The organism is Saccharopolyspora sp. ID03-671 (assembly GCF_045278815.1).
GTDB classification, from domain to species: Bacteria; Actinomycetota; Actinomycetes; order Mycobacteriales; family Pseudonocardiaceae; genus Saccharopolyspora; species Saccharopolyspora ipomoeae.
Genome location: NZ_CP134054.1, coordinates 194,320 through 216,964, shown reverse-complemented (window position 1 = coordinate 216,964; position 22,645 = coordinate 194,320). Strand labels below are relative to the sequence as shown.

The 22,645-nt window shown below is 71.4% G+C and carries 20 protein-coding genes; 5 read left to right on the top strand and 15 right to left on the bottom strand.

Features of this window, described 5'->3' with window-relative positions:
• Positions 1 to 38 precede the first annotated feature (38 nt).
• Complete coding sequence (locus REH65_RS01045) at positions 39 to 1,601, top strand: hypothetical protein (RefSeq protein ID WP_406690848.1); 1,563 nt, start codon at positions 39 to 41, stop codon at positions 1,599 to 1,601.
• Between the two features lie 370 nt (positions 1,602 to 1,971).
• Positions 1,972 to 2,319: an iron chaperone gene (locus tag REH65_RS01040; RefSeq protein WP_406690847.1), complete on the top strand. Its 348-nt coding sequence runs from the start codon at positions 1,972 to 1,974 to the stop codon at positions 2,317 to 2,319.
• A gap of 17 nt (positions 2,320 to 2,336) precedes the next feature.
• Here the strand turns inward: REH65_RS01040 and REH65_RS01035 are convergent, their stop codons facing one another.
• Together REH65_RS01035 and REH65_RS01030 are read right to left on the bottom strand one after the other, a co-directional pair.
• On the bottom strand, positions 2,337 to 2,540 hold the full coding sequence (locus REH65_RS01035) for a DUF397 domain-containing protein (protein WP_406690846.1): 204 nt from the start codon (positions 2,538 to 2,540) through the stop codon (positions 2,337 to 2,339).
• Between the two features lie 13 nt (positions 2,541 to 2,553).
• Positions 2,554 to 3,390, bottom strand: coding sequence for a DUF5753 domain-containing protein (locus REH65_RS01030; RefSeq protein WP_406690845.1), 837 nt, complete (start codon positions 3,388 to 3,390; stop codon positions 2,554 to 2,556).
• Positions 3,391 to 3,514: 124 nt separating this feature from the next.
• Here REH65_RS01030 and REH65_RS01025 point away from each other — a divergent pair, with 124 nt between their 5' ends.
• Positions 3,515 to 3,733, top strand: a complete 219-nt coding sequence (locus tag REH65_RS01025; protein ID WP_281454178.1) for a hypothetical protein — start codon at positions 3,515 to 3,517, stop codon at positions 3,731 to 3,733.
• On the opposite strand, the gene REH65_RS01020 is transcribed toward REH65_RS01025, so the two are convergent.
• The 9 genes from REH65_RS01020 to REH65_RS00980 all read right to left on the bottom strand — a co-directional run bounded on the left by REH65_RS01020 (position 3,734) and on the right by REH65_RS00980 (position 13,335).
• Complete coding sequence (locus REH65_RS01020; RefSeq protein ID WP_406690844.1) at positions 3,734 to 4,141, bottom strand: VOC family protein; 408 nt, start codon at positions 4,139 to 4,141, stop codon at positions 3,734 to 3,736.
• Positions 4,138 to 4,995, bottom strand: a complete 858-nt coding sequence (locus REH65_RS01015) for a helix-turn-helix domain-containing protein (protein WP_406690843.1) — start codon at positions 4,993 to 4,995, stop codon at positions 4,138 to 4,140. Before REH65_RS01015 ends, REH65_RS01020 begins: the two co-directional genes overlap by 4 nt.
• A 29-nt stretch (positions 4,996 to 5,024) precedes the next feature.
• Entirely contained in the window at positions 5,025 to 5,270 is a 246-nt protein-coding gene (locus tag REH65_RS01010) for a hypothetical protein (RefSeq protein WP_281454175.1), read from the bottom strand.
• Between the two features lie 2 nt (positions 5,271 to 5,272).
• Positions 5,273 to 6,394, bottom strand: coding sequence for a transaldolase (gene tal / locus REH65_RS01005; RefSeq protein ID WP_406693297.1), 1,122 nt, complete (start codon positions 6,392 to 6,394; stop codon positions 5,273 to 5,275).
• A 52-nt stretch (positions 6,395 to 6,446) separates the two neighbouring features.
• The gene (locus tag REH65_RS01000; RefSeq protein ID WP_406690842.1) at positions 6,447 to 7,808 is read right to left on the bottom strand and encodes a hypothetical protein; all 1,362 of its coding nucleotides are present in this window, start codon (positions 7,806 to 7,808) and stop codon (positions 6,447 to 6,449) included.
• Entirely contained in the window at positions 7,808 to 8,899 is a 1,092-nt protein-coding gene (locus REH65_RS00995; RefSeq protein ID WP_406690841.1) for a hypothetical protein, read from the bottom strand. The genes REH65_RS01000 and REH65_RS00995 overlap by 1 nt, the downstream gene beginning before the upstream one ends.
• 85 nt (positions 8,900 to 8,984) lie before the next feature.
• Entirely contained in the window at positions 8,985 to 9,791 is an 807-nt protein-coding gene (locus REH65_RS00990) for an SAM-dependent methyltransferase (protein ID WP_406693296.1), read from the bottom strand.
• Positions 9,792 to 10,141: 350 nt separating this feature from the next.
• Positions 10,142 to 12,886, bottom strand: coding sequence for an amidohydrolase family protein (locus tag REH65_RS00985; RefSeq protein WP_406690840.1), 2,745 nt, complete (start codon positions 12,884 to 12,886; stop codon positions 10,142 to 10,144).
• Between the two features lie 98 nt (positions 12,887 to 12,984).
• Positions 12,985 to 13,335 (bottom strand): TolB family protein, encoded by a 351-nt coding sequence (locus REH65_RS00980; RefSeq protein WP_406690839.1) that lies wholly within the window; start codon positions 13,333 to 13,335, stop codon positions 12,985 to 12,987.
• A gap of 203 nt (positions 13,336 to 13,538) precedes the next feature.
• Between REH65_RS00980 and REH65_RS00975 the strand changes: the two genes are divergently transcribed.
• Both REH65_RS00975 and REH65_RS00970 read left to right on the top strand, forming a co-directional pair.
• On the top strand, positions 13,539 to 16,574 hold the full coding sequence (locus REH65_RS00975) for an arabinosyltransferase domain-containing protein (protein WP_406690838.1): 3,036 nt from the start codon (positions 13,539 to 13,541) through the stop codon (positions 16,572 to 16,574).
• Between the two features lie 182 nt (positions 16,575 to 16,756).
• Positions 16,757 to 17,185, top strand: coding sequence for a DoxX family protein (locus REH65_RS00970; protein ID WP_406690837.1), 429 nt, complete (start codon positions 16,757 to 16,759; stop codon positions 17,183 to 17,185).
• Between the two features lie 106 nt (positions 17,186 to 17,291).
• Here REH65_RS00970 and REH65_RS00965 read toward each other — a convergent pair whose 3' ends face one another.
• The 4 genes from REH65_RS00965 to REH65_RS00950 form a co-directional block, all read right to left on the bottom strand.
• A complete protein-coding gene (locus REH65_RS00965; RefSeq protein ID WP_406690836.1) occupies positions 17,292 to 18,035 on the bottom strand; it encodes a hypothetical protein in 744 nt (247 codons plus the stop codon).
• A 147-nt stretch (positions 18,036 to 18,182) separates the two neighbouring features.
• Positions 18,183 to 20,207: a neutral/alkaline ceramidase gene (locus REH65_RS00960; RefSeq protein WP_406690835.1), complete on the bottom strand. Its 2,025-nt coding sequence runs from the start codon at positions 20,205 to 20,207 to the stop codon at positions 18,183 to 18,185.
• Positions 20,208 to 20,301: 94 nt separating this feature from the next.
• A complete protein-coding gene (locus REH65_RS00955) occupies positions 20,302 to 21,060 on the bottom strand; it encodes an SDR family oxidoreductase (protein ID WP_406690834.1) in 759 nt (252 codons plus the stop codon).
• Between the two features lie 19 nt (positions 21,061 to 21,079).
• A complete protein-coding gene (locus REH65_RS00950) occupies positions 21,080 to 22,642 on the bottom strand; it encodes an AMP-binding protein (RefSeq protein WP_406690833.1) in 1,563 nt (520 codons plus the stop codon).
• Positions 22,643 to 22,645 lie beyond the last annotated feature (3 nt).

The window sequence follows — 22,645 nt, the reverse complement described above, 5'->3', positions numbered from 1 at the left end:
TTGGTTAAGTCACCCGACTTAACCCGAGGAGCTGCATCGTGCCCACGCGTTCCGCCGGTTTCGGCGCCCCGAGCAGTGAGCGGTGGCGGATGCGCAGGCTCAACGAGCCGAGCCCGCTGTGGGGTTCCAACGGCCTCACCTTCGGCCCCGACGGGCGGCTGTACGTCGCGCAGTTCCTGGCCGGGCAGATCAGCGCCGTCGACGTCACCACCGGTGCGGTGGAGGTCGTCGTCCCGCCGGACGGGCCCGTGCAGGGGCCCGACGACCTGGCCTTCGGCTCCGACGGGTCGATGTACATCGCCGACATCACCCCGCAGCGGGTGTGGCGGCGTTCGCCGGACGGCGAGTTCACGCTGCTGTCGGAGGAGATCCTGGTGCCCAACGGCATCACCTGCGTCGGCGATCGGTTGTTCGTCAACGAGATGCGCCCCGGCGGGCGGGTCGTGGAGCTGCTGCCCGACTCGGGCGAGACGATCGTGCTCGCCGAAGGGCTGGCGATGGGCAACGCGATGCAGCAGGGCCCGGACGGCTCGCTGTACTACCCGCACATGATGACCGGGCAGGTCTGGCGCGTCTCCCCCGACGGCGGTGCGCCGCAGGAGGTCGCCGACGACGTGCACGAGCCGGTCGCGGTGCGCTTCGACCACGACGGCGCGCTGATCGTGCTCTCGCGAGGCGTCGAGGGGATCGTGACCCGCATCGATCCCGACACCGGGCGGCGCGGCATCATCGAGACCGGTGTGGCCGGGATGGACAACGCGGCGTTCGACCGGGAGAACCGGATGCTGGTGTCGAGCTTCGGCAGCGGCGGCGTCACCCAGGTCGACGCCCTGGGCACCCGGACCGTCGTCGGTCGCGGCTTGCACGGCCCGTTCGGGGTGACCGCCGACGAGGCGGGCCGGGTCTACGCGGGCGACCACTTCCGCCTGGCCGACGGGGATCTGGTGACCGGCGACCTGATCCAGCCCGTCACCGGCGGCGCGCATCACGGCGTCGCCGCGGCCGGCGGGCTCGTGCACGTCACGTCGATGCACGGCGACGTCCGCACCTTCGACCCCGCGACCCGCGAGGTCCGGCTGCGCGCCAAGGGACTGTCCGAGCCGACGGGCATCGCCGCGACCGATGACGGGCTGCTCGTGGCCGAGTCCGGTGCGGGCCGCGTGATCCACCTCGACGCCGACGACGCGCTCACCGTCATCGCCGAACTCCCCCACCCCGTCGACATCGCGGTCGACGCGGACGGCCACCGCTACGCCTCCGACGACGCCCTGGGCGCGGTCATCCGGCTCGACGACTCCGAGTCCATCGTGGACGGACTCGACCAGCCCCAAGGCATCGCCCTCCTCGAAGACACTCTCTACGTCGTCGAGGTCGGCACCCGGACCCTCCTCGCCATCACCCTCACCACCGGCGCCATCCGCACCGAGGCCACCTCCCTCCCCGTCGGCCTACCCCCGGGCGTGCACCGCGAAGACCCCGACCCCACCCTCTTCCCACCAGCCCGCCCCCGCCCCTTCGCGGGCCTGGCCACCACCCCGGACGGCAACCTCCTCCTCGCCGCCAACGGAGAAGGCACCGTCCAACTCCTCACCCCGCGCTGACCCACCCGCCAAAACCCCCGTATTCGCGGTGTCGAAAACCGCAGTTTTCGTGCGTCGAAAACTGCGGTTTTCGACGCGTGAAAACCGCGGTTTTCGACCCGAGGACACCTCGACCGGGCTCAGACCGCCCCGGATGTCGCTGTCGACGGTGGGGCGCCGCACTGGGTTCCGAAGGGCCGCAACGTCACCCGGGACAGTTTTAGCCATAACTGTCCGGACAAAACGGACATTGATCATGGGTGATTATGGCTAAAACTGTCCGCTGGTGAGGAACGCGCCCTTCGGGAGGGTCACTGTGGAGGGTGGGCATCCGGTCGCCTGGGATGCTTGAGCGGAGGGTGTGGACTCGTTATCGAGGGGAATCGGTGTGATGTCTGAGCACGACACTTACATCGCCGGGGTTTCGGAGGAGCTCAGGCCGCTTCTGGAGCACGTGCGGACTCAGCTTTCGAGTGCGCTTCCGGAGGCGGAGGAGGTCGTGAAGTACAACATGCCCGGGTTCGAGGTGGGCGGTTCGATCGTTGCCGGTTACGCCGCGTTCAGCCGGCAGTGCGGGCTCTACCTCTCGCCCGTCGCCATCACGGCGCTGGCCGATGACATCGCCGCCGCCGGCCTCAAGGCCAGCAAGACCGGGGTCACCTTCTCGCCGCGCAAGCCCATCCCGGACGCGCTCGTTCGAAGCCTCGCCGAGGCGTCGCGCGACGACCTCGGACTCTGAACGTCCCCGGGGGCGAACTACTTGTCGAAGCGTCCTGCCTTGAGCGCGCCGAGGAAGGCGCTCCACTGCGAGCTCGTCGTCGTGAAGTAGCCCGCGGCCCGGTCCTTGGTGTCGCGGACCGCGGCCCCGGAGCGCGCGGCGCGGCCGACCTCGACGCAGTTGTCGGCCCCCTGGCTGAAGCTCGACTTGCGCCAGTTCGACGCGGGCGAGGTCGGGGCCATGATCACCACTCCGTTAGGTCAGCTCCTTGATCCTGCGATCGAGCATCTTCACGGTCACCCGGTCGGATGCTGCGACCATGCGCAGGCTATCGAAAGCCGTCACGTAGCGGTTCGTGTGGGTTGGCTTGTCCAGGTAATCACCGCTCGTCAGAGCTTCGACGTAGACGTAAGTCGCTTCAGGTTCATCCAGATGCAGCAATCGGAACGATGAGCCAAGAGCGACGTGCTCCCCGGCTTCGAACGGGAGGATCTGCAATGTCACGTTCGGACGGGCGGCCATCTTCCGCAGGTGCTGCAGCTGATCCCGCAGCACGGACCTACCACCGACCTGCCGATACAGGACGGCTTCACCGATGACGCACCACAGATCGGGACCGCCCTCGCTCATCGCGCGATCGGATCGAGCCATGCGCTCAGCAACGGCCGGTTCCACGTTCTGGCTGTCGTCCAGCGGGTTCGAGAGGATGGCGGTCGCGTAGAACTCGGTCTGCAGGATCGCCGGAATCACTTCCGGGTCGTAGTACTTGATCTCCACCGCCGCGCCTTCGAGGGCGACGTAGGTGGCTGCCCAGTCGGGGACTCTGGCCGGTTGGTCCCGGCGGCGGGCTTCCTTCGCCAACGCGCGGAGGCGGTCGGCTTCCTCCTGGTCCTCGCTGCCGAAGAGGCGGAGGAGTTCGTTGACCTCGGCGGCCGAGACCGTGAGGTTGCCGGACTCGACCTTCTGCAGCTTTCCGACGTACCAGTCCAGGGTTTCGTTGATCTCCTTGGACTTCACGCCGGAGCGCTCGCGCATCGCGCGCAGCATCAACCCGACCTGGACTCGCCGGACCGCCGGCCACGTCTTCGACATGGATCAGGATCTTGCACCAAGACGAATCACGCGATCAAGCAAGTCAGCCTTTTGGGTAATCGCGGATTGCAATTGCAGTTCGCTACCTTGCATCCCACTTGATCACGAACCGAGAGGACCGGGGATGCACACCGAGCAGGCGCAGCGCCACTTCTGGCTTCCGGTGCCGAACGAGAACCTACCGGGCGGCGTGCGGCACGCGTTCCGCGGTGCCCGCTGGGACGGGCTCGCCTCGGCCGAGACCGTGTGCGGCGAGCCCGTCGCGCTCGCCCAGCCCAGCGAGCTGGACTGGATCTACTTCCCCACCTGCGCGGACTGCAACTCCCGCCTCAAGGGCGAGTGATCACGGGCGGGGTTCGCCGCGGTAGTAGCCGAAGGACCACAGGTTGCCCTCCGGGTCCCTGACCCCGAATTCGCGGTTGCCGTAGTCCTGGTCGGCGATGGGCCTGAAGATGTCGGCGCCCGCTGCGCGCACCTTCGCGTAGAGGGCGTCGGGATCGTCGGTCACCACGTACATGCCTGCGGTGCCGGGTTGGCGGGACCACTCCTGGTCCGGCTTGTAGGAGCCGAGCATGATGCCGCCGCCTTCGGGCCAGTCGAGCTGGGCGTGGGCGACCTGATCTCCGTCGGCGTACGCGGCGGTCTTGATGAAACCGAGCGTGTTCACCAGGAAATCGATGAGCGCGGGTGCGTCGTGGGCTTGGAGCGTGGCCCACACCGTGGGGGCGGGCCTGGTGTTCGTCGTCGTCATACCGGGAATTCTTCCGCCGGCTGACCGGCCCCGGCTTGGATGTTTCGGAGCTCCGCCCCGATCCAGCGACTCGGGCTCGTTCCCGCGTACTGGCGGAAGTCGCGGACCAGGTGCGAGTGGTCGTAGTAGCCGCACGCTTGCGCGACCGCCGACAGCTCCGGGGCGACGTCGTCGCGGACGGCGCGGGCGATGCGCTGGCGGGCGTGCTCGAAGCGCATCAGCCGGGACACGGCCTTGGGCGACATCCCGAGCTCGGCGCGGAACAACGTCGTCAGCTGCCGTTCGCCGAGGTGGACGTGCCGGGCCAGGGCGCTCATCGACCCCGTTCCGCGATGCCAGGCGATCCACTTCCACGCCTCGGCCACCTCCGGCCGAGGCTCCGAGCGCACCTCTGAGGCTGCCGACCGCAGGTGCTCGGCCAGCGCAGCGAAGCGCTCCGGCCAGCTCGGGAGCTCGGCGAGCCGCTGGCGCAGGTCCTCGAGGCCAGACCCGAGCACGTCCTGCGCGTCGACGGCCCGCTCGGCCAGCTCACCGGCGGGAACCCCGAACATGCGGCGCAGCGCCAGCGGCCGGACCGCGAGCTGGATGCCGCTCTGCGCCCGCGGCTGGGCGATGTAGGCGGGGCTGGTGTGCAGGCCGCCGAGAACCAGGTGCGCCGTCTCGGCGTCCTCCCCGGTGGGGCGGAACCCCGAGATCACCGGTTCGTCGAAGGTCAGCACCACCGTCAGGGCGGGTGAGGGCAGACCGAGGTGCTGCACCGGGCGTTCGAGCCGCGACGTGTAGCCGACCGCGGACACGACGGCGCCGGGCAGCACCCGGCCGCCCTCGACGAAACGCCACTCCCCCGCGGCCACGTCCCCCATCATCCACCCGGCACCGACGATCAGTCGGTTTCCGGGAGCTCCTCGGCGAAGCGCTCGTCGAGGCTGCGGCCCTCGCGCTCCTCGCGCGGGGTCGGCCGCTCCCGCGCGGTCGCCGACCACCCCTCGGGTGGTTCGACGCCGCGCTCCAGCGGATCGGTGCCGAGCTCGTCCTCGTCGAGGTCCTCCGCCGACTGCAGGTTCGCCGGATCTTCGAGCTCCTGCGGGTCGGGTTCGGTCTCGTTCGGGGTCGGCGTCGTCTCGGACATGCTCACCCTCCTTCGCGGACGAGGCGTTGGCCGACGGTGTCGAGGAGTTCGGTCCAGGACTTCTCGAACTTCTCCACGCCCTCGGTCTCCAGGGCCTTGAACACGTCGTCGAGGTCGATGCCCGCCGCGGCCAGGTCGTCGAAGACCTGCTGCGACTCGGCCGCGGTGCCGGTGACCAGGTCACCGCGCACGTCGGCGTGATCGGCCGTGGCCTGCAGCGTCGACTCCGGCATCGTGTTGACCGTGTTCGGCGCCGCCAGCTCGTCGACGTAGCGGGTGTCGGAGTAGGACTTGTCCTTGACCCCGGTCGAGGCCCACAGCGGACGCTGCGCCCGAGCACCCTGCGCCTGGAGCGCGTTCCACCGCTCGGTCGAGAAGACCTCCTGGTAGGCGGCGTAGGCCAGGCGGGCGTTGGCGATCGCGGCCTTGCCCCGCAGCGGGTGCCCCTCCTGCATCGCGTCGAGCCGCTTGTCGATCTCGGTGTCCACGCGGGACACGAAGAACGACGCCACCGACTCGATGCTCGACAGGTCGTGACCGTTGGCCCTGGCCAGCTCCAGACCCGCCAGGTAGGCGTCCATGACCTGCCGGTAGCGCTCGACGGAGAAGATCAGCGTCACGTTCACGCTGATGCCCTCACCGATCACCTTCGTGATCGCGGGCAGACCCGCCAGCGTCGCCGGGATCTTGACCATCAGGTTCGGCCGGTCCACGGCCTTCCACAGATCGATCGCCTCGGCCACCGTCTTGTCGGTGTCGTAGGCCAGCCGCGGGTCGACCTCCAGCGACACCCGGCCGTCCACACCACCGGTCCGCTCGTGGACCGGGCGGAAGACGTCGGCCGCGTCGCGCACGTCGTCGGTGGTGATCGTGCGCACCGCCTGATCGGTGCTCACCCCCGCCTTCGCCAGCTCGGCGACCTGCTCGTCGTACTCGGGCTCCTTCGACACCGCACCGGCGAAGATCGTCGGATTGCTCGTCGCCCCGACCAGGTGGTACTCGGCGATCAGGTCGTCGAAACCCCCGGACCGGATCCGGTTGCGGGACAGGTCGTCCAACCAGATCGACACACCGATGTCGCTGAGCGCCTTCAGATTCGCGTTCGCCACGAGGTGTCCTCCAATCCCGTGCGCGGCTCCCCCTCGCCTACCCGGCCGGCAGCGATCCCATGCATCCTCACAGCCGCACGTCCGCCCCTCGGAGCACCGATTCCGCCTCCTGGAACGACATCGCGGGCGGTGCCGTCCGCGGGGAGACGCGGGTGAGCTCGCGGTGCGCGCGGACCAGCCCGGCGAAGTCCCTCGGGTACGCCTGCGGGTCCGCGCCCAGCACCGTCCCGAACCGCCGCGCGCGGCCGACCAGGTCCTGCCAGGTCTGCATCGGGGCCAGCCCGATCGATTCGGTGCCGTGGGAGAACAGCATCATCCGGATCTCGTCGTAGCCGACCGCGTCCAGGTGCTCGCGCAGCGCCTCGGGTGAGTGGCCCGCGTTGAACGCCAGCCAGAACGGCACGGAGCCGGTCCGCAACGCCCAATGCGGCTCCATCAGCAGGAACGTCTCCACCAGCAACCGGTCCGCGGGCAGCCCGTGCGCGGCGAACCAGTCGCGGTGCAGCGCCGCCACCGCCGGACTCAGGTCCTCCGGGTGGTCGAACCGCAGTCTGCGCAGCGAAAACCCGAGCGCGTCGAGGTCGTCGAGCAGCTGCGGCTCGAAACCCCACTCGGCCTCCGGGGCGCGCTCGTCCGAGGTCGGCGGGCTCCACGACCGGCGCTCGGAACCGTAGCGGCGCAAGAACTCCCGGACTCGCGGACCGCCGGTGAAGTACTCCTGCTCGTCGGCGCCGCCGAGCGCGCCGAACTGGAAGACGTGCCGGTCGTCGATGCGGGTCACCGGCCAGTCCAGCCCGCACTCGGCGCTGACCACGACGCCGTCCGGCGCCAGGTGCTCGCGCACGAACCGCCGGTAGGCCACCGGGAGCCGGCGCCACTTGACGCGGAAGTACGACATCCCGGCGATCATCAGCCGGTCCTGGTTGGGGTCGTGCATGTGGTGCAGCACCAGTTCCGGGTTGGTGCGCAGCAGTTCCCACCCCGGCCTTCGACCGGCCTCCAGCTCCGCGGACGGGTCGTCGCGATCCACACCTCCGCGCCGCACCGGGATCAGCAGCGTCTGCGGCAACCACGGCGCGTCCAGCGCGGCCGCCAGGTGCATCAGGGCGCCGTTGGAGGAGCCGATGAAGATCACCGGGTAGCGGCGGCGCGGGTAGGGGTCGACCACCCACTCCGCGAGGTCGTCGGCGTCGATGTCGGCGAGTCGATCCGGCGGCACGGCCTCGCTGACCCCGCTGGTCGCGTACACCCGGTCGGCGAGCGACGGCGGGAGGCGGTTGACCGCGCCCAGCAGCGCGGAGATCGCCGGCACCGCCGAACGCGGCGTCGCACCGAGGGCAGGCACGTCACGCCCGGCCAGGCAGGCCGACAGGGCGCGCAGCATGCCGGTGGCCGAGTCGAACGAGGCGACCGCGCGAGCGGCGCGCATCACGCGGCCCGGTACCGCAGGACCGCGCCGATGCCGCCGGTCAGGTCGACGGTGTCGGATTCGGTGATCACCAGGTCGGCGTCGGTGCCGGCCAGAGCGCGGACGACGGCGGCGCTGGCCGGGGCGTCGCCGATGATCTCGCCGCCGGAGTCGGTCAGGGTGCGTTCGTCGGCGGCGAGCTCGGTGGGGCCGGAGCCGACGTGCAGGTCACCCGCGTGGTCGTCGGCCGTCCACAGCAGGGTGCGGACCTGGCCCCGGCGCAGCGCCTCCACCGTGTCCTGCCAGCCCTCGACGGCGCGCTCACCGCGCCCGGCCTCCCGGCGGAACTCCTCGACGACCTCGGCGATCTGGGACTCGTGGACGCGGCGCGTCACCTCCCTGCGCAGCTGCTCCGCCGAGGCGGTGCGGGAGTCGGGTTCGATCACCAGGTCCTGATCGCCCACCAGTTCGCGCACCAGAGCGCGCTGCTGGTCCTCACCGGTGAGCACGATCGCCTGGGCGCCGATCTTGCTCGCGCGCTCGACGATCTCCCCGGCCGCAGCCTCGGCGTTGCGCTTCCAGCGCTCCTCCACCGCCATGTGGAACCGCTGGTGGTTCTCCTCGTCGCCCGCTCGGGTCTTGTGCACCGGGTGCTGCTCGCCGTCGACGCGGACCGACTCGACCTGACCGGGCCCGCGCACCAGCGAGAGATCCGCGCCCGCGCGGTCGACGTCCGCGATCACGAACGGCACCGTCGTCATGCATCGACGCAGGTAGGGCATGAGGTGCGGGATCGGGCCGACGTGGGCCTGGTCCTCGGTCGGCAGGTCGGTGGGCGGCTCGGGCAGTTCGTCCTGCAGCACCACCTGGTCGCCTCGGGCGATGAGGACCTGGCCGCGTTGGCCGGTCTGGGCTCGGTGCTCGCGCACGTGATCCTCGATCGCGTGCAGCGCCGTCTCGTCGGCGCCCTGCTCCTGGAGCCGCTCGCGGACCGCCCGCCAGCGCAGCTCGATCGCCTTCGCCGCGTCCTCGGCGTCACCCGAGGTGTCCAGGTAGGCGGTCACGAACGGGCCCGGCCGCTCGTACACGTGCTGCAGAGATCCGATCTCCACGGCTGCATCACCTGTGTTTCCGCTCGGAGACTCACCTCCGCCGCGCGGAGGCCGTGCCCTCGACGTTCCCAGGTGAGGAGGCCCGCTAAACCAGACGGCCGACGGCGGCGTAGGCGTTGGCGCGGGCGATCTCGTCCTCGCTCGGGGGCCGGTCCGCGTGCCAGGACGGCGTCGGGACCAGGCCGGGCGGGAGTAGCTCGTAGCCGTCGAGCAGCTCGGCGATCTCGTGCGGCGGGCGCCAGCGCACCGGGGTCGGTGTGCGCGCCATGACCTCCTCGGCCGCCACGACCTGCTCGTCGGTGGCGGCGAGCTGCGAGATGTGGGTGACGGCGAGGTAGCTGCCCGGCGCGCACGCGTCGCGGTAGGTGGCGGTCAGGGCTGTGGCCTCGGCCTGGTCGGGCACGAACGGCAGGATCGCCACCGCCAGGATCGCCACCGGTCGGCCGAAGTCGATCTTGGCGACGCCGTGGGCGCGCAGCACCGACTCCGGGTCGCGGATGTCGGCTTCGTCGATGGTGACCATCGGGTTCTCGCCCAGCAGCGCTCGGGCGTGGGCGACGGCGACCGGTTCGTGGTCGACGTAGGCGATGCGGGCCTGCGGGTTGTGCCGGTGGGCGATCTCGTGGACGTTGCCGACGGTCGGGATGCCCGAGCCCAGGTCGAGGAACTGGTCGATGCCCTGCTGCACCAGGTGGCTCACCGCGCGGCGCAGGAAAGCCCGGTTGGCGACCGCGTAGTCGCGGGCGTACGGCATCGCCCGCAGCCCGGCCTCGGCGGCCTCGCGGTCGACGGCGAAGTTCGTCGAACCGCCCAGGTAGTAGTCGTACATCCGCGCCGAGTTCGGGCGGTCGACGTCGACCTCACCACCCGTCAGCTCCGGCTCCGGCAGCACCAACGCGCCCTCCCCCGCTCGCCAACGCGACCTTCCCACCCTAACGAGCAGGCCCGGCGCTCCGATGCGGCCATCCGCGTACGTCACCAGCCGACAGTTTTTCCTCGAATTGTCCAGACAAAACGGACGTTGATCATGGGTGATTCGAGGAAAAACTGCCCCCTGCCAACCACCACTGTCACGTTCGCCGTTGGCACTGGGCAGTTTTAGCGATAACTGCGGTGCGGTGGAGAGGTCTCGATCTTGGTTGGTTATGGCTAGGACTGCGACTTCTCCGGAAACCTCCCTTCCCCGGGTAGCGACTTCATTGAGGCGTCCTCGCGGATCAGGACAGGCGGGGTGGTCGCGGATCAGGTCGGGTGGGAGTGGTCGCAGCAGAGGCGGTGGGTCCACTCGGGTTCGTGCCACCAGTAGGTGGGGTTGGTTTCTCGGGCGGCAGGTCCGGTGTGGGTGATGGGGGCGGTCGGAACTGCGCCGTCGATCGGTGCGGCGCCACTCGGGGCGGCGCCACTCGGGGCGGCGCCACTCGGGGCGGCGCCGGTCGGGGCGCCGTCGGCGGAAGGTGCGGTGCCGGATGTGGATCCGGTGTCAGTGGCGGGCCTGGTGTTGGGGGTGGTCGAGGTTTCGAAGGGGGCGAGGAGGGTGTTCGGGGTGTGAGGGATGGCGCCTCGGTAGGTGGTGTGGACCGCGGCCGCTGCTGCGATGTCCGTGAGCGGGTCGCCTTCGACCAGGATCAGGTCCGCGTAGGCGCCCGGGCGGATTTCGCCGAGTTCGCCCTGCAGACCGAGCCAGCGGGCGGGGTTGCGGGTGGCCGTGGTGAGGGCTTCGTGCGGGGTGAAGCCGTGGGCGACCATCGCGCGCAGGTTCATGTGCAGCGAGACCGCGATGTTGTCCAGCGGCGAGTCGGTTCCGGCGATGACGAACCCGCCGCCGCGGTGGATGCGCAGCAGCATGTCGACCTGACCGGCCAGCTGCGCCCGGTCGACCTCGCCGTCCGGGCCGGCCGCGTCCTCGACCTCGCCGAGCAGCCGCTGGTACTCCCACGGCGGGAACAGCACCCGCGTGCGCCGGTCGTCGACCAGCGACCGGTCCGCGGCGTACAGCGCGGACGAGGTGAACAGCGTCGGCGTGATCGACATGCCGCTGGCCAGGAACAACTCCACCGCGTCGGCGTAGGAGCGGCCGAGCTCGTCGCAGGTGTGCGAGTAGCCGAGGCGGTTGGTGGCGCCGGTGTGCTCCATCCCGTCCATGCCGAGGTTCGCCGCCGGGTAGACGTAGTGCGAGCTCAGCGGCCGACCCTCGGCGTGCGCCCGCGCGACCGCCGACCGCTGCAGGTGAACCGGCAACCGCACGTAGGTCTTCACCAGGTCGTAGTCCAATGTGGACGCGCGTCGCATCTCCAGCTCCAGCTGCCGCTCGCTGAGCGTGGGGCGCATGAAGTTGTAGTAGATGCGGCCGCCGTCGATGGCCTCGCCGGTGGCGAAGTACCGCGGCCCCACCCGATCCCCGGAGCTCAGCGCCTCCCGCGTCTCCTGCATCTGGTACGCCGGATCACCGGGCGAGCGCGTCGTCGTCACGCCGAAGGCCAGCCACGCCCGCCCCTGCCGATCGCCCCACTGCCTGCCGCGCAGGTGCCAGTGCACGTGGGCGTCGATCAGCCCGGGCATCGCCGTCAGCTCGCGCGCCTCGACCTGTGCCCGCCCGTCCCGGGCGGGCACGACCGCGGCGATCCGCTCCCCCGCCAGCACGATGTCGACGTCGCGGCGCAGTTCGGTCGCCACCCCGTCCCACAGCGCGCCGACCCGGACCACCTGGTTCTCGCTGGTGCGCGCGGGATGCCACCGCAGGCCCAGGGGGATCGCGGTGACCTCGCCGGTGCCGATGTGCACCGAGCGCAGCTCGCCGCCGTTGAGGAACACCAGGTGCTCGGCGTCCCGCCAGCTCAGCGAGTCGGTCAGCTCGGTGGTGACCTGGCGGGGCGTGCCGGTGAACGCACCGGCCGCGTCGACGGGCACGATCCACGCGGTGGACTCCACCACGAACGCCAGGTGCCGCCCGTCCGGCGACCACACCGGGCCGTCGTCGCCGCGCGTGGCCAGCGACCGGAACGGCAGCACCTCGGTGTACTCCAACGTCCCGGCGTCGACGTCGACGCGCACGATCTGGCTGGTGCCCTCGCGCACCCGCGCGGCGTAGGGCTTGACCGCCGCCAGCACCAGGGTTCGCCCGTCCGGCGAGAAGTCCGGGCGCCCGGGCTGGAACATCGGCGAGGTGACCTGCCTCGGCGCACCTCCGTCGAGGTCGGCGACCCAGGTCGCCCCGTCCTGGTCCTGGTAGGCGATCCGCTTCCCGTCCGGGGCGAACCGGGGCGTGATCGCGGCGCCTTCGACGTCGGTGATCCGCCGCTCCGCACCGGTGGCGAGCTCGTGCAGCCAGAGCTCGGCGGTCCCGGTGCGGTCGCTGCTGTAGAGCAGGAACCGGCCGTCGGGCGAGAAGTCCGGGTCGGAGGCGAAGTACCCGTCGGACACGACCTTCCGGGGCTCCTGGCCGATCGGCAGCACCCACAGCGCGTTGAGCGCGCGGAACGCGATCCGCCCGCCGTCGCGGGAGCACACCGGGCTCGCGATGCCGGTGACGTCCGGTCCGCGCACGCCCGGGCGCCGGCGCCGGTAGTCGCGCGAGCCCAGGACCGGCACCGCGGCGGCGAACGGAACGTCGGTGCGCCCGCCGGAGAGCACTCGCCTGCGCACCGCACCGTCGGCGGTGTAGAGCAGCTCGTCCGGGCCGGTCCAGCGCGGCGCGAACCCGAAAACGTCCTCACCTTCGGTCACGGCCCGGCCGTCGACGACGAGGTCCCGACGCGTCCCGTCCAGCCGGACGTGGGCCAGTCTCCCGTCCGGCGCCACGCTCGGCCCGAACAGCTCCGCCTCGCCCTCGACCACGGTGCTGACCTGCCCGGAGGCGATCTCGACGCGCTCGATCGCGGTCTCCCCGGCGACGTAGACCAGCGCGGACCCGTCGGGCGACCAGTTCGGCATCGACACGTCCGCCCGGTCCCGGGTGACCTGGCGGATCACGCCGGAACCGAGATCCATCGTGAAGACCTGGTACCCGCCCGCCCGATCGGAGGAGAACGCGAGAAACCTCCCGTCCGGCGAGAACTTCGGCTCCCGGTGGTCGTCGGGGCCCGCCGTCAGCTGCCGCAGCCCGGAGCCATCGTCCAGAGGTGGAAGTTGCCGTCGCGGTACGACTGGAACACCAGGCTCCGCCCGTCCGGGGAGAAGTCGGGCTGCGTGGCGTCCTGCAGCTCATCGGTGAGCTTGCGCGCCCGCCCTCCCCCGGCCTCCAGCAGCCAGATCGCGCTGACCAGGTCGAACGCGATCCTCCCGTCCGGGGCCGCGGCCGCGCAGATGTTGGTGCCCTGCCGCAACGTCACCCCGGCCGCATGCGCCAAGCCGATGCCGGGCGGTGCGAGAGCCAGTGCCGCAGCGCCGGTTCCGGCCTGCAACGCGCGCCGCCGAGTGATCCTGAACCCTGAACTCATCGCCACACCCCGACATCCCGTCGACATCCGCGAGCCGATCGATCGTCCGGCCGCGAACTTCTCGCGCACAATCCGCCGAAGAGTCACAACCCGGAAAACCCGATCGATTCCGCTGCTCCTGCTTCAAGATCGGCGAGTGGCGGGCGTTTCCGCACCCTCGATCGTGTAGTGCAGTTGACGCGGAAGTGCGTCGATGTGTAGGCGTGGTCGTTTCCCACCCCCTCGAACTCGGCGAAACCCGGTCTCCGCAGCGCTCGCGCGGGCGGCCGATCCCGGCGAACCGCCGCACCTGGTGGTGCGGAGCGCTGGCCGCGGTGACGGTCCTGCTGGGCGTCGTGATCCCGTTCGCCCCCGTCACGGTCTCGGACCCGGTCGTGTCCTGGCCGCAGGCCGGGAAGCTGCCGAGTTCGACGGCGGTGCCGCTGAGCCCGCCGCGCCCGCTGTCGCTGGAGGCGACGATCCCGTGCTCCGCGCTGCGCGCCGTCGGCACCGGTGATGTCCTGCGCACCGTCCCCGCAGGCGCGGACCCGCGGGGCGGGCTCACGATCTCCGCGGGCGGCGGCCGGGTTTCGGTGCTCGCGAACGGCGTCGCGGCCTTCGCAGAGCCGATCCCGGCGGGGCCGTGCGCGTACCACGTCGCGGCGACCGCCACGGGCCTGGAGGTCTCCCGCGGCGGCCACCGGGTCGCCGAGGTTCCCGGCGCGCAGGTGCCCGAGGTGTCGGTGCTGTCCACCGCCGCCGCGGGACTGCCGGAGTCGGCGGGACTCGGCGTCACCCTGCACACCGACGACCGCTACAGCTCCACGCCCACCGACCTGAAAACCGCTCTGCTGGTGGCACATCTGGCCGCGCTGGCCGCGACGCTCGCGCTCGCGTGGCGGATCTGGGGTCCGGTGCGGGTGCCGCGACCGCGTCCGCGCTGGGTGGATCTGGTCGTCGGCGCCGTCGCCGCGTCCTGGGTGCTGCTCGGGCCGCTCGGGTACGACGACGCCTGGTACGCGCTGATGTCGCGCAACGCGGCCGAATCCGGGTTCCTCGGCAACTACGTCTACATGTTCAACGTCACCGAGAACCCGTTCGTGCTCAGCCAGTACCTCATGCAGTTCTGGGGCGGTCTCGGCGAGTTCTCGCTGTGGTGGCTGCGGCTGCTCCCGCTGGCCTACGGGCTGCTGACCTGGGTGCTGCTGCGCGTCCTGCTCGCGACCACCCTCGGGCGCGCGGCCGAGCACCGGTGGGTGCCGTGGGCGCTGGGCCTGGCGTTCCTGTCCTGGTGGCTGCCCTACGGGATGTCGCTGCGCCCGGAACCGCTGATCCTGTGCCTGACGGCGGCCACCACGCTGCTGGCCGAGCTCGCGCGCCGCCGGGAGAGCATCCCGGCGGCCGCCGCGGCCACCCTGGTCGCCGCGCTGGGGTTGAGCTGCTCCCCGTCGGGCCTGGTGGCGTGGGCGCCGCTGGTTCCCGCGCTGCCGTGGTTGTGGCGATGGCTGCGCGACCGGACCTGGAAGCCCCGCGCGGCGGCCGGGTTGACGCTGGTCGCCGCCGGAACCGCGCTGGTGCCGGTCGGTTTCGCCGACGCGACCTTCGGCGACGTCCTGGAGGCCACCAAGGTGCACCGCTGGTACTACGGCTCGTTCGCCTGGTACGAGGAGTGGCGGCACATCGACAGCCTCATGGCCGGCCCGTGGGCGCTGCGGCTGCCGGTGCTCATGACGCTCGCCGTGGGCCTGCTGGTGGCGCTCGGGCGCGGGCGGCGCACCGCTCCCGGCACGCTCCGCTGGCTGATGCTCTCCAGCGCCGTGACCACCGCGCTGGCGATGGCGTTCCTCGCGCTGAGCCCGACGAAGTGGGTGGTGCACTTCGGGGCGCTGGCCGCACCGGCGATCGTGCTGCTCACGACCGCGCTGCTGCGCTCGCCGCTGCCCCGCACCACGGGCGTGGTGGTGAGCACCGCCGCCACAGGTGTGATGATCGCGGTGGCCGCGGCCGGGTTCTCCGGCCCCAACATCTGGAAGCCGTTCAGCGACCGGGGGCAGTCCTTCGGCAACCACCTGCCCGCCGCGCCGTCGAAGGTCGAGCTGAACATGACCGCACCGCACGTCGGGGACGTGTTCCTGCGCGACGCGAAGCTGTGGGTCGCGCTGGCGCTGGCGATCGCCGGGTTCGGCCTGTGGCGACGCCGTCGGCACCTCGGGGTGCTGCTGCGCCCCGAGCGCGGCGTGCTGCTGGCCACCGCGCTGCTGCTGGTCACCGGCACGGTCGCGGTGTTCGCCTGCGCACCGCTCCGGCAGGCGCCGGGCTGGACGGTGGGCGGCGGTGGGTTCGAGCACGCCCTGTCCGGCACCGGCGACCTGGCCCATCACGTCCAGGTCCTCGCCGATGCCGACGCCCGGCCACCGGAACCGGCCGAACCCGCCGTCGTGCGCGGCGATTTCGCCACCGCTGCGCCCCTGCCGGTGCCGCCGTCGTCGCCCGGGCGCGTGTGGCACAGCAACTCCAGCACCCCCACGGGCCGGGGAGAGCTCGTCACCGGCTGGTACCCGGTTCCGGCGACCGGCGACGCCACCCACGTCACCGTGCCGGTGCTCGGCGATCGGCTCTCCGCGCACCGGCTCTCGGTGCGGGCGGACACCCCGACCGGGGTCGTCGACCTGCCGCTGAGCCGCGAGGCCGCGCCCGGCCCGAGCGGTCCGCTGGGGCCCGACGACGCGCTGGGCTCGCGGCACTGGCAGGAGCTGGCCGTGGCGCTCCCGCAGCGCGTGCGCGCGGTCCGCGTCGTCGTCGAGCAGCACGGGTCGTGGCTGGCGGTGGGTCAGCCGCGGCTGACCAGGTTGCGGCCGGTCACCTCGGTGACCGACGGCGAGGTGGTCTTCGCCGACCAGATCTCCGCGGTGCTGTGGCCCGACGTCGACCAGGCCGCGGTCGCCGACGGCATCACCACCCCGCCGACGGTGCGGCTCAGCGCGGCCGAGCACATCGATCCGGGCGTGCTGTCCAACTCCACGTTCACCGACTGGGGCGGCAACTTCGCCACCAGCACCCACACGGCGACGTGGGTGCGGATGGTCTCGGTCCTGCCGGGCGGGCCGGAGGCGCCGCCGTGGGGCACCGTGGACCGCGTCCGCTACGCGGCCGAGCCGCTCCAGGTGGACGTCGAGCACCGGCACGAGGACCGGGCGGGCTGGACGCGGCTGCCGACGCTGGCGGGCGAGGACTACATCGGCCGCAAGTACACCGGCTGATCCGTTGCCGTTTACCAGCTGTCTGACCAGCGCAATCGGGTCGGGTCCGGGGGTGCGCACCGGCTCGCCCGTTCGCAGTCGGGGCCGTTTCAAGTTCTGGACAGTCGGCTTGATCACCCTTGACTTTAGGGTAGCCTAACTTAAGGCTCGTGGGTGTCCACTAGCACCCAGGGAGTCATGAGATGTCCAGTCTTGACCGAAAAGCCGACAGCTACGCGCCCTACGCGCTCGGGGTGTTCCGGATCGTCGTCGGCGCGCTGTTCGCCAGCCACGGGGCGGCGTCGCTGTTCGGCGTGTTCGGCGGAGCGCCGGGCAGCGGCGGCACGGTCCCGTTCGGGGTGTGGCCCTCGTGGTGGGCGGCGGTGATCCAGCTGGTGTGCGGCCTCCTGGTCGCCTTCGGCGTGCTCCACCGCGCCGCCGCCGTGCTCGCCTCCGGCTCGATGGCCTACGCCTACTTCGTCGTGCACCAGCCCGACGGGCTGCTCCCCCTGCAGAACGATGGCGAGCAGGCCGCCCTGTTCGCCTGGTCGTTCCTGCTGCTCGCCTTCACCGGCCCGGGCGCCCTCGCGCTGAGCCGCGTCCGCCGCCGACCCGAGCTCGCCGCGGCCTGAGCCCGGGGCCGAGGACACCTGCCAACGGCTGCCAGGTGCCCCTCCCGGCCCTGGAACGCAAGCGGTGGCCGATCACCGAAGCGACCGGCCACCGAAGAGCGAGGGATCAGGCGCAGAGCTTCCAGTCGCCGTCTTCCTTGACGAGCTTGAGCTGCGCGGTCGCGGGCTGCTGGCCCGGGACGGTGGACTCCATCGTCGCCGTGCCGCTGTCGCCGTTCTCCTGCACGCCCTTGACCGTCGTCTTGACCTGCTTGAGCATCTCGAAGTCCTGCGGCTTGGCGACCTTCAGGAACTCCTCCTTCTGCTTCTGCAGCTCCTCGATCTGCGGCATCGCGGCGTTGCAGACCACCGGGCGGTAGTCGTCGGCCGTGACGCTGCGCGGGTCCTGGGTCTCCTTGGTGGAGATGGCCGCGTAGTCCTCGGCGGCCGCCTGCGCGGAGCCGCTGCTGAACAGCCAGAAAGCACCCGCTGCCACCGCGGCGAGCACCACGACCGAGGCGGCGACGGCGATGATCATGCCGGTCTTGCGCTTCTTCTTCGGCTGCTCACCGGCCTCCGCGGACTCACCGGTCTCAGCCGTCGCAGCGGCCTCGGGAGCCTCGGCCCCCTCGGTCTCGGAAGTCTCGGCCGCGGTCTCCGACTTGTCGGCCTCGGCGGTCTCGGCCTCCGCTGCATCGGTCTGCTCGGCACCAGGCTTCTCGGCACCCGACTGCTCGGCGCCGGTCTCGGCCTCGCCGTGGCCGGCGGCGGTCGCGTTCTCCGAGGCCTGCTCCGGAGCCGAGTTCTCGGTCTCGTCAGCGGGCTTCTTCTCGGAGCCGCCCTGGCCGGGCTCGTTCGGCGAAGAGGTCATGAACACCTTCCTGGTTCGGGCTTGTCAAGTGCTGTCCCCAGGTGTACGCGACCAGGGCGTCGAGTTCCACCCGTGACGCACTCTGATCACCGGTTTACCCGCACGGGGACATTACGATTCGACCACGGCACCGCGCGATCCCGACGATCACGCCACCAGGAAATCGCGGCTGATCCCGACGAACCCCGTGATCTTCCCGGAACCGGCGGCCTTCCAGTCTCCGTTGTGGACGATGCGGTAACGACCCGTGGGCACTCCGGCGGGAACGTCCCACGTGACCGTCGCCGCCGAGGATGCCACTCCGGTGCGCCGCCACTCGTAGCGGGTCGCCCAGTGCCGGTCGTCGGCGACGGTGACCCACCGGCCGTCCACCAGGCGCTGGACCTCGGCGAACGTGCCGCCGCGGCGCAGGTCGTTCTTCGGGTGGCCGGTGACGAACTCGGCGGTGACCCGGTCGCCGCGGTGGTAGCCGCTCGCGGGTTCGGTGAGCACGTCGCCGAAATCGCGTCCGGGTGGCGGGGCGTCGAAGACCACGCCGGGCTGCAGGTTCGGCAGCGTCCCGGACATGTCGGGCGGAACCGGGCCCAGCGGAACGCGTTTCCCGTCGCGCATCGCCGCGGCAAGGCGGGTGAACTCCTGCTGGTAGGCCGGAAGGGTGTAGCGGCCGAAGAGCGTGGAGGCGCCCTCGTACTGCTGGGCGTCGTACTCCTCCGGCGTGGTGACGTACTGGCTGTAGGCGTTGGCGTAACCCTGGACGAGGACGTTCTCCAGCGGCACGCCGAGTTCGGCGGCGACGCTGCGCCGGATCCGCAGCCCTGCCACGATCGTGTACTCCGCCGGGCCCGCAACGAGGTGGAGATCGCCGAGCCGCATCAGTTGCAGCGGCAGCACTTCCGGGCACCACGGGTGTGGTGGCATCGCTCCGAACGGCACCGCAACGGGTTTCGGCGCCTGCTCGTCGGCGAGCTGCGGCGGGATCGGCACGTCCGCCCCGCCCAGCCACTCCCACAGCGGGTTGCGCAGACCTTCGCCGATGGGGATTCCCGGTCCGTCCTCGGTGCTTCCGGCCAGCATCGACCAGCCGATCGCGGCCGTGCAGGTGCGGTGCGTCTCGCCGTCCGGGGTGAACCGTCCGTCCACAGTGACCTCGGAGAGGTCCACGTAGCACAGCAGCGAGTCGACCGGCCCGCTCATCGGGGTGACGGCCTCGTCGAAAGCTCTTCGGGCGGCGCGGAACTGGCGCTCTCCGATGATGCGGGTGTTGGTGAACTCGTCGTCGGTCGGCCCCTTCCCCGGTTCCAGGTCGAGGTTCGGGGACATGTCGGCGGCGTTGGTCTGGGCGAAGCAGGCCACGAACTCCGGGTCGTCCTGCTCCCAGGCGAAGGCGGCGTAACCCTTGTTGTCGGAGCTGATCAGGTGGTTGGTGTTGGTCATCGACGTGCCGTGGGTGGCGAACCAGGCGATCGCGCCGACGTCGCGCCCGCCCTGGGCGAAGCGCAGCACCGTCACGGCGGGGTCGATGGCATCCGGGAAGTGCTCGGTGTCCTGCCGCGGGTTGAGCTCGAAGGCGCTGCGGGAGCGGTTGACGCTGGCATCGGTGAGCTCGGCCCGACCGAGCGCGAGCGTCCCGGGCCGCAGGTCGTCGTGCGCTGCGCCGATGGCCTCGGTGATACCCCCGACGACGGCCTCGAAGACCTCCTCCTGGAACCCGAGGGTGGCCAGGTCGTAGGCGGCGTAGTGCGAGTCGCCGCCGCACGCTGAGTGCGTGTGCGTGGCGTTGAGCAGCACGTTCTGCTCGGTGTAGAGCCCGCCGTAGGTCTCGATCAGCCGCCGCATCACCTCCTGGTGCACCGACTGGAACAGCGCGCCGAGCTCGGCGGTCACGAACACGACCCGGTTGGCGCCGTCGTCGACGACGAACGCGCGCGCCAGGGTGCGCAGGTGGATGCCCGCGGTCTGCTGCTGGGGCATGGAGTAGCCCATCATGCCGTTCTCGGCGGCCGGGCCGGTGACGTCGGCGACCCCGCGACCGACCCGGTACCCGGTCGGGCCCTGGCCGGACGCGGGGGTGGCGCCGGCCCCCGGGGCGGCCAGACCGGTGGCGGTCAGACCTGTGGCGGCCAGCGGCGCGGCCGCGGCGGCGGCCAGCACCTGTCTGCGAGCGACGGACATCTACCTGCTCCTCGGTGAATGTGAAGTGTGTTCACGTTCATGGATTCCGGCAGGTTACGCCGATCACACCCGGCTGCCAAGATCCCCGGCGGTCTCACTTCGGGGCGAAGCGCTGTCCCGCGTCCAGCCGCAGGCACTGACCGTTGAGCATGGGGTTGTCGACGATCGCGCGCACCAGCTTCGCGTACTCCTCGGGACGCCCCATCCGGCGCGGGAACGCCGCGTCCTTGACCAGCGCGGCCTTCACCTCCTCCGGGGCGCCCCGGACGATCCCGGTGTCGAACAGGCTCGGGGCGATCGCGAGCACGCGGATGCCCATCGAGCCCAGGTCGCGGGCCATCGTCAGGCACATCCCGGCGATCGCGGCCTTGGCGGCGGTGTAGGCGACCTGACCGACTTGCCCTTCGAAAGCGGCGATCGAGGAGGTGTTGATGATGACGCCGCGCTCGCCGTCCTCGGGCTCGTTGGCGTTCATGTGCGCGGCGGCCAGGCGGCTGATGTTGAAGGTGCCGACGGTGTTGAGGTCCAGGATCCGGCGGAACGCGTCGAGATCGTGCGGCCCCTGCTTGCCGAGCGTGCGCTGCGCGAGCCCGCCACCGGCGGTGGTCACGGTGATGTGCAGCCCGCCGAGACCCTCCACGGCCTCGTCCAGGGCGCGCTCGACGCCCTCGAAGTCGGTCACGTCGACCGGGTGGAAGCTGCCGCCCAGCTGCGCGGCGACCTCCTCGCCCTGCGAGCCAGCGAGGTCGGCGATGGCCACCGAAGCCCCCTGGGCCGCGAGCAGTTCCGCGCTGGCGCGGCCCATGCCCGAGGCTCCGCCGAACACGACCGCCTTCTTGCCTTTGATCTCCACTGCTTCCTCCTCGTCGAGGTCAGCGAACCCGGTCTCGGAGTTCGCGCTTGAGGACCTTCCCCGCGGTGTTGCGCGGCAGCTCGTCGACCACCAGCACCGCGCGCGGGCACTTGTAGCCGGCGAGGTGGGCGGCGCAGAACTCGCGGATCTCCCGCTCGGTGGGGTGTTCTGCGCTCGCGGGTTCGATGACGGCCACGACGCGCTCGCCCCACAGCTCGTCCGGCGCGCCGACCACGGCGGCCGCGCCTACGGCCGGGTGCTGGTGCAGGACGTCCTCGACCTCGCGGGAGTAGACGTTCTCGCCACCGGTCAGGATCATGTCCTTGCGCCGGTCCACGATGGCGTAGCGGCCCTCGGCGTCGCGCCGGGCCAGATCACCGGTGCGGAACCACCCGTCGCGGAAGGACTCCTCGGTGTCCTCGGGACGGTTCCAGTAGCCGGAGAACACCTGGTCGCCCCGGATCTCCAACTCCCCCACCACCTCCGGCGCGCACTCGACGCCGTCGTCGTCGACGACGCGGGCGGCCGAGAGCAGCATCGGGGTTCCGGCTGAGGCCAGCAGCTCCGGCCGTCCGCCCGCCGCCTCGCGGTGCCCGTCCGGGCCGTGGGCCAGCGCGTTGCCCGCGAGCTCGGTCATGCCGAAACCCGCGCGGAACCCGGCGTTCGGGAACCGGATCATGGCCTCGCGCAGGGTCGCCACCGGCATCGGTGCCGAGCCGTAGCCGATGCGGGTGATCGAGGAGGTGTCGCAGGACTCCAAGGCGGGGTGGCGCAGCAGCATCGCCAGCATCGTGGGCGCGACCGTGGTCGCGGTGACCCGGTGCCGCTGAACGGCGTCGAGGAAGCCCTCGGCGCTGTAGCGGCGCAGCAGCACGACCGTCTCCGCGGCCAGGTGCGCGACGAGCACGTTGTACCCGGCGATGTGGCACAGCGGCCACGGCACCAGGGACACCGGCCGCTGCTCGGTCGCGCGCGGCCAGCTCAGCGCCGCGTTGACCGCGCCCGCCACGACGTTGCGGTGGGTCAGCACGGCGCCCTTGGCCCGTCCGGTGGTGCCGGAGGTGTAGAGCAGCCAGGCCGGTGAGTCCTCGTCGGGCCGGGCGGGTTCGGTGTCGGGCCGGCCCTCGAGCAGCTCGGACAGCGCCATGCCTGAGCTGCCGTCGACGGTGATGATCGTGGTGATCGAGGAGACCTCGGCGGCGGCGTGCCGGGCGGCGTCCAGGTACTTCGCCTCGGTGAGGAGCGCGGTGGGCCGGGCGTCGGCGAGCAGGTCGGCGATCTCGCGGGGCGCGAGCCGGTAGTTCACCGGCAGCAGCACCACGCCCGCCAGCGGAACCGCGTGGTAGGCGAGCACGTACTCGGGGTTGTTCTCGGTGAGCACGGCGATCCGGTCGCCGGGCCGGGCGATCCCGGCGAGGCCGTGGGCCAGCCGGTGGATCGCTCGGCGCAGCTCACCGAAGGTCCACGTGGTGTCCTCGAACTGCAGGGCGGCGACCTCGGGCGCACGCCCGGCCGCGAAGGCCACCACGTCGCTGATCAGCATCACGCCTCCCGCGTCGGCGCACCGGACACCGGGAGGCACCGT

Bases quoted from the DNA above. Each gene is read 5' to 3' on its own strand.
- REH65_RS01040 (WP_406690847.1), top strand. From the start codon at position 1,972: ATGTCTGAGCACGACACTTACATCGCCGGGGTTTCGGAGGAGCTCAGG.
- REH65_RS01035 (WP_406690846.1), bottom strand. From the start codon at position 2,540: ATGGCCCCGACCTCGCCCGCGTCGAACTGGCGCAAGTCGAGCTTCAGC.
- REH65_RS01030 (WP_406690845.1), bottom strand. From the start codon at position 3,390: ATGTCGAAGACGTGGCCGGCGGTCCGGCGAGTCCAGGTCGGGTTGATG.
- REH65_RS01025 (WP_281454178.1), top strand. From the start codon at position 3,515: ATGCACACCGAGCAGGCGCAGCGCCACTTCTGGCTTCCGGTGCCGAAC.
- REH65_RS01020 (WP_406690844.1), bottom strand. From the start codon at position 4,141: ATGACGACGACGAACACCAGGCCCGCCCCCACGGTGTGGGCCACGCTC.
- REH65_RS01010 (WP_281454175.1), bottom strand. From the start codon at position 5,270: ATGTCCGAGACGACGCCGACCCCGAACGAGACCGAACCCGACCCGCAG.
- REH65_RS01000 (WP_406690842.1), bottom strand. From the start codon at position 7,808: ATGCGCGCCGCTCGCGCGGTCGCCTCGTTCGACTCGGCCACCGGCATG.
- REH65_RS00985 (WP_406690840.1), bottom strand. From the start codon at position 12,886: ATGGATCTCGGTTCCGGCGTGATCCGCCAGGTCACCCGGGACCGGGCG.
- REH65_RS00980 (WP_406690839.1), bottom strand. From the start codon at position 13,335: ATGAGTTCAGGGTTCAGGATCACTCGGCGGCGCGCGTTGCAGGCCGGA.
- REH65_RS00970 (WP_406690837.1), top strand. From the start codon at position 16,757: ATGTCCAGTCTTGACCGAAAAGCCGACAGCTACGCGCCCTACGCGCTC.
- REH65_RS00965 (WP_406690836.1), bottom strand. From the start codon at position 18,035: ATGACCTCTTCGCCGAACGAGCCCGGCCAGGGCGGCTCCGAGAAGAAG.
- REH65_RS00960 (WP_406690835.1), bottom strand. From the start codon at position 20,207: ATGTCCGTCGCTCGCAGACAGGTGCTGGCCGCCGCCGCGGCCGCGCCG.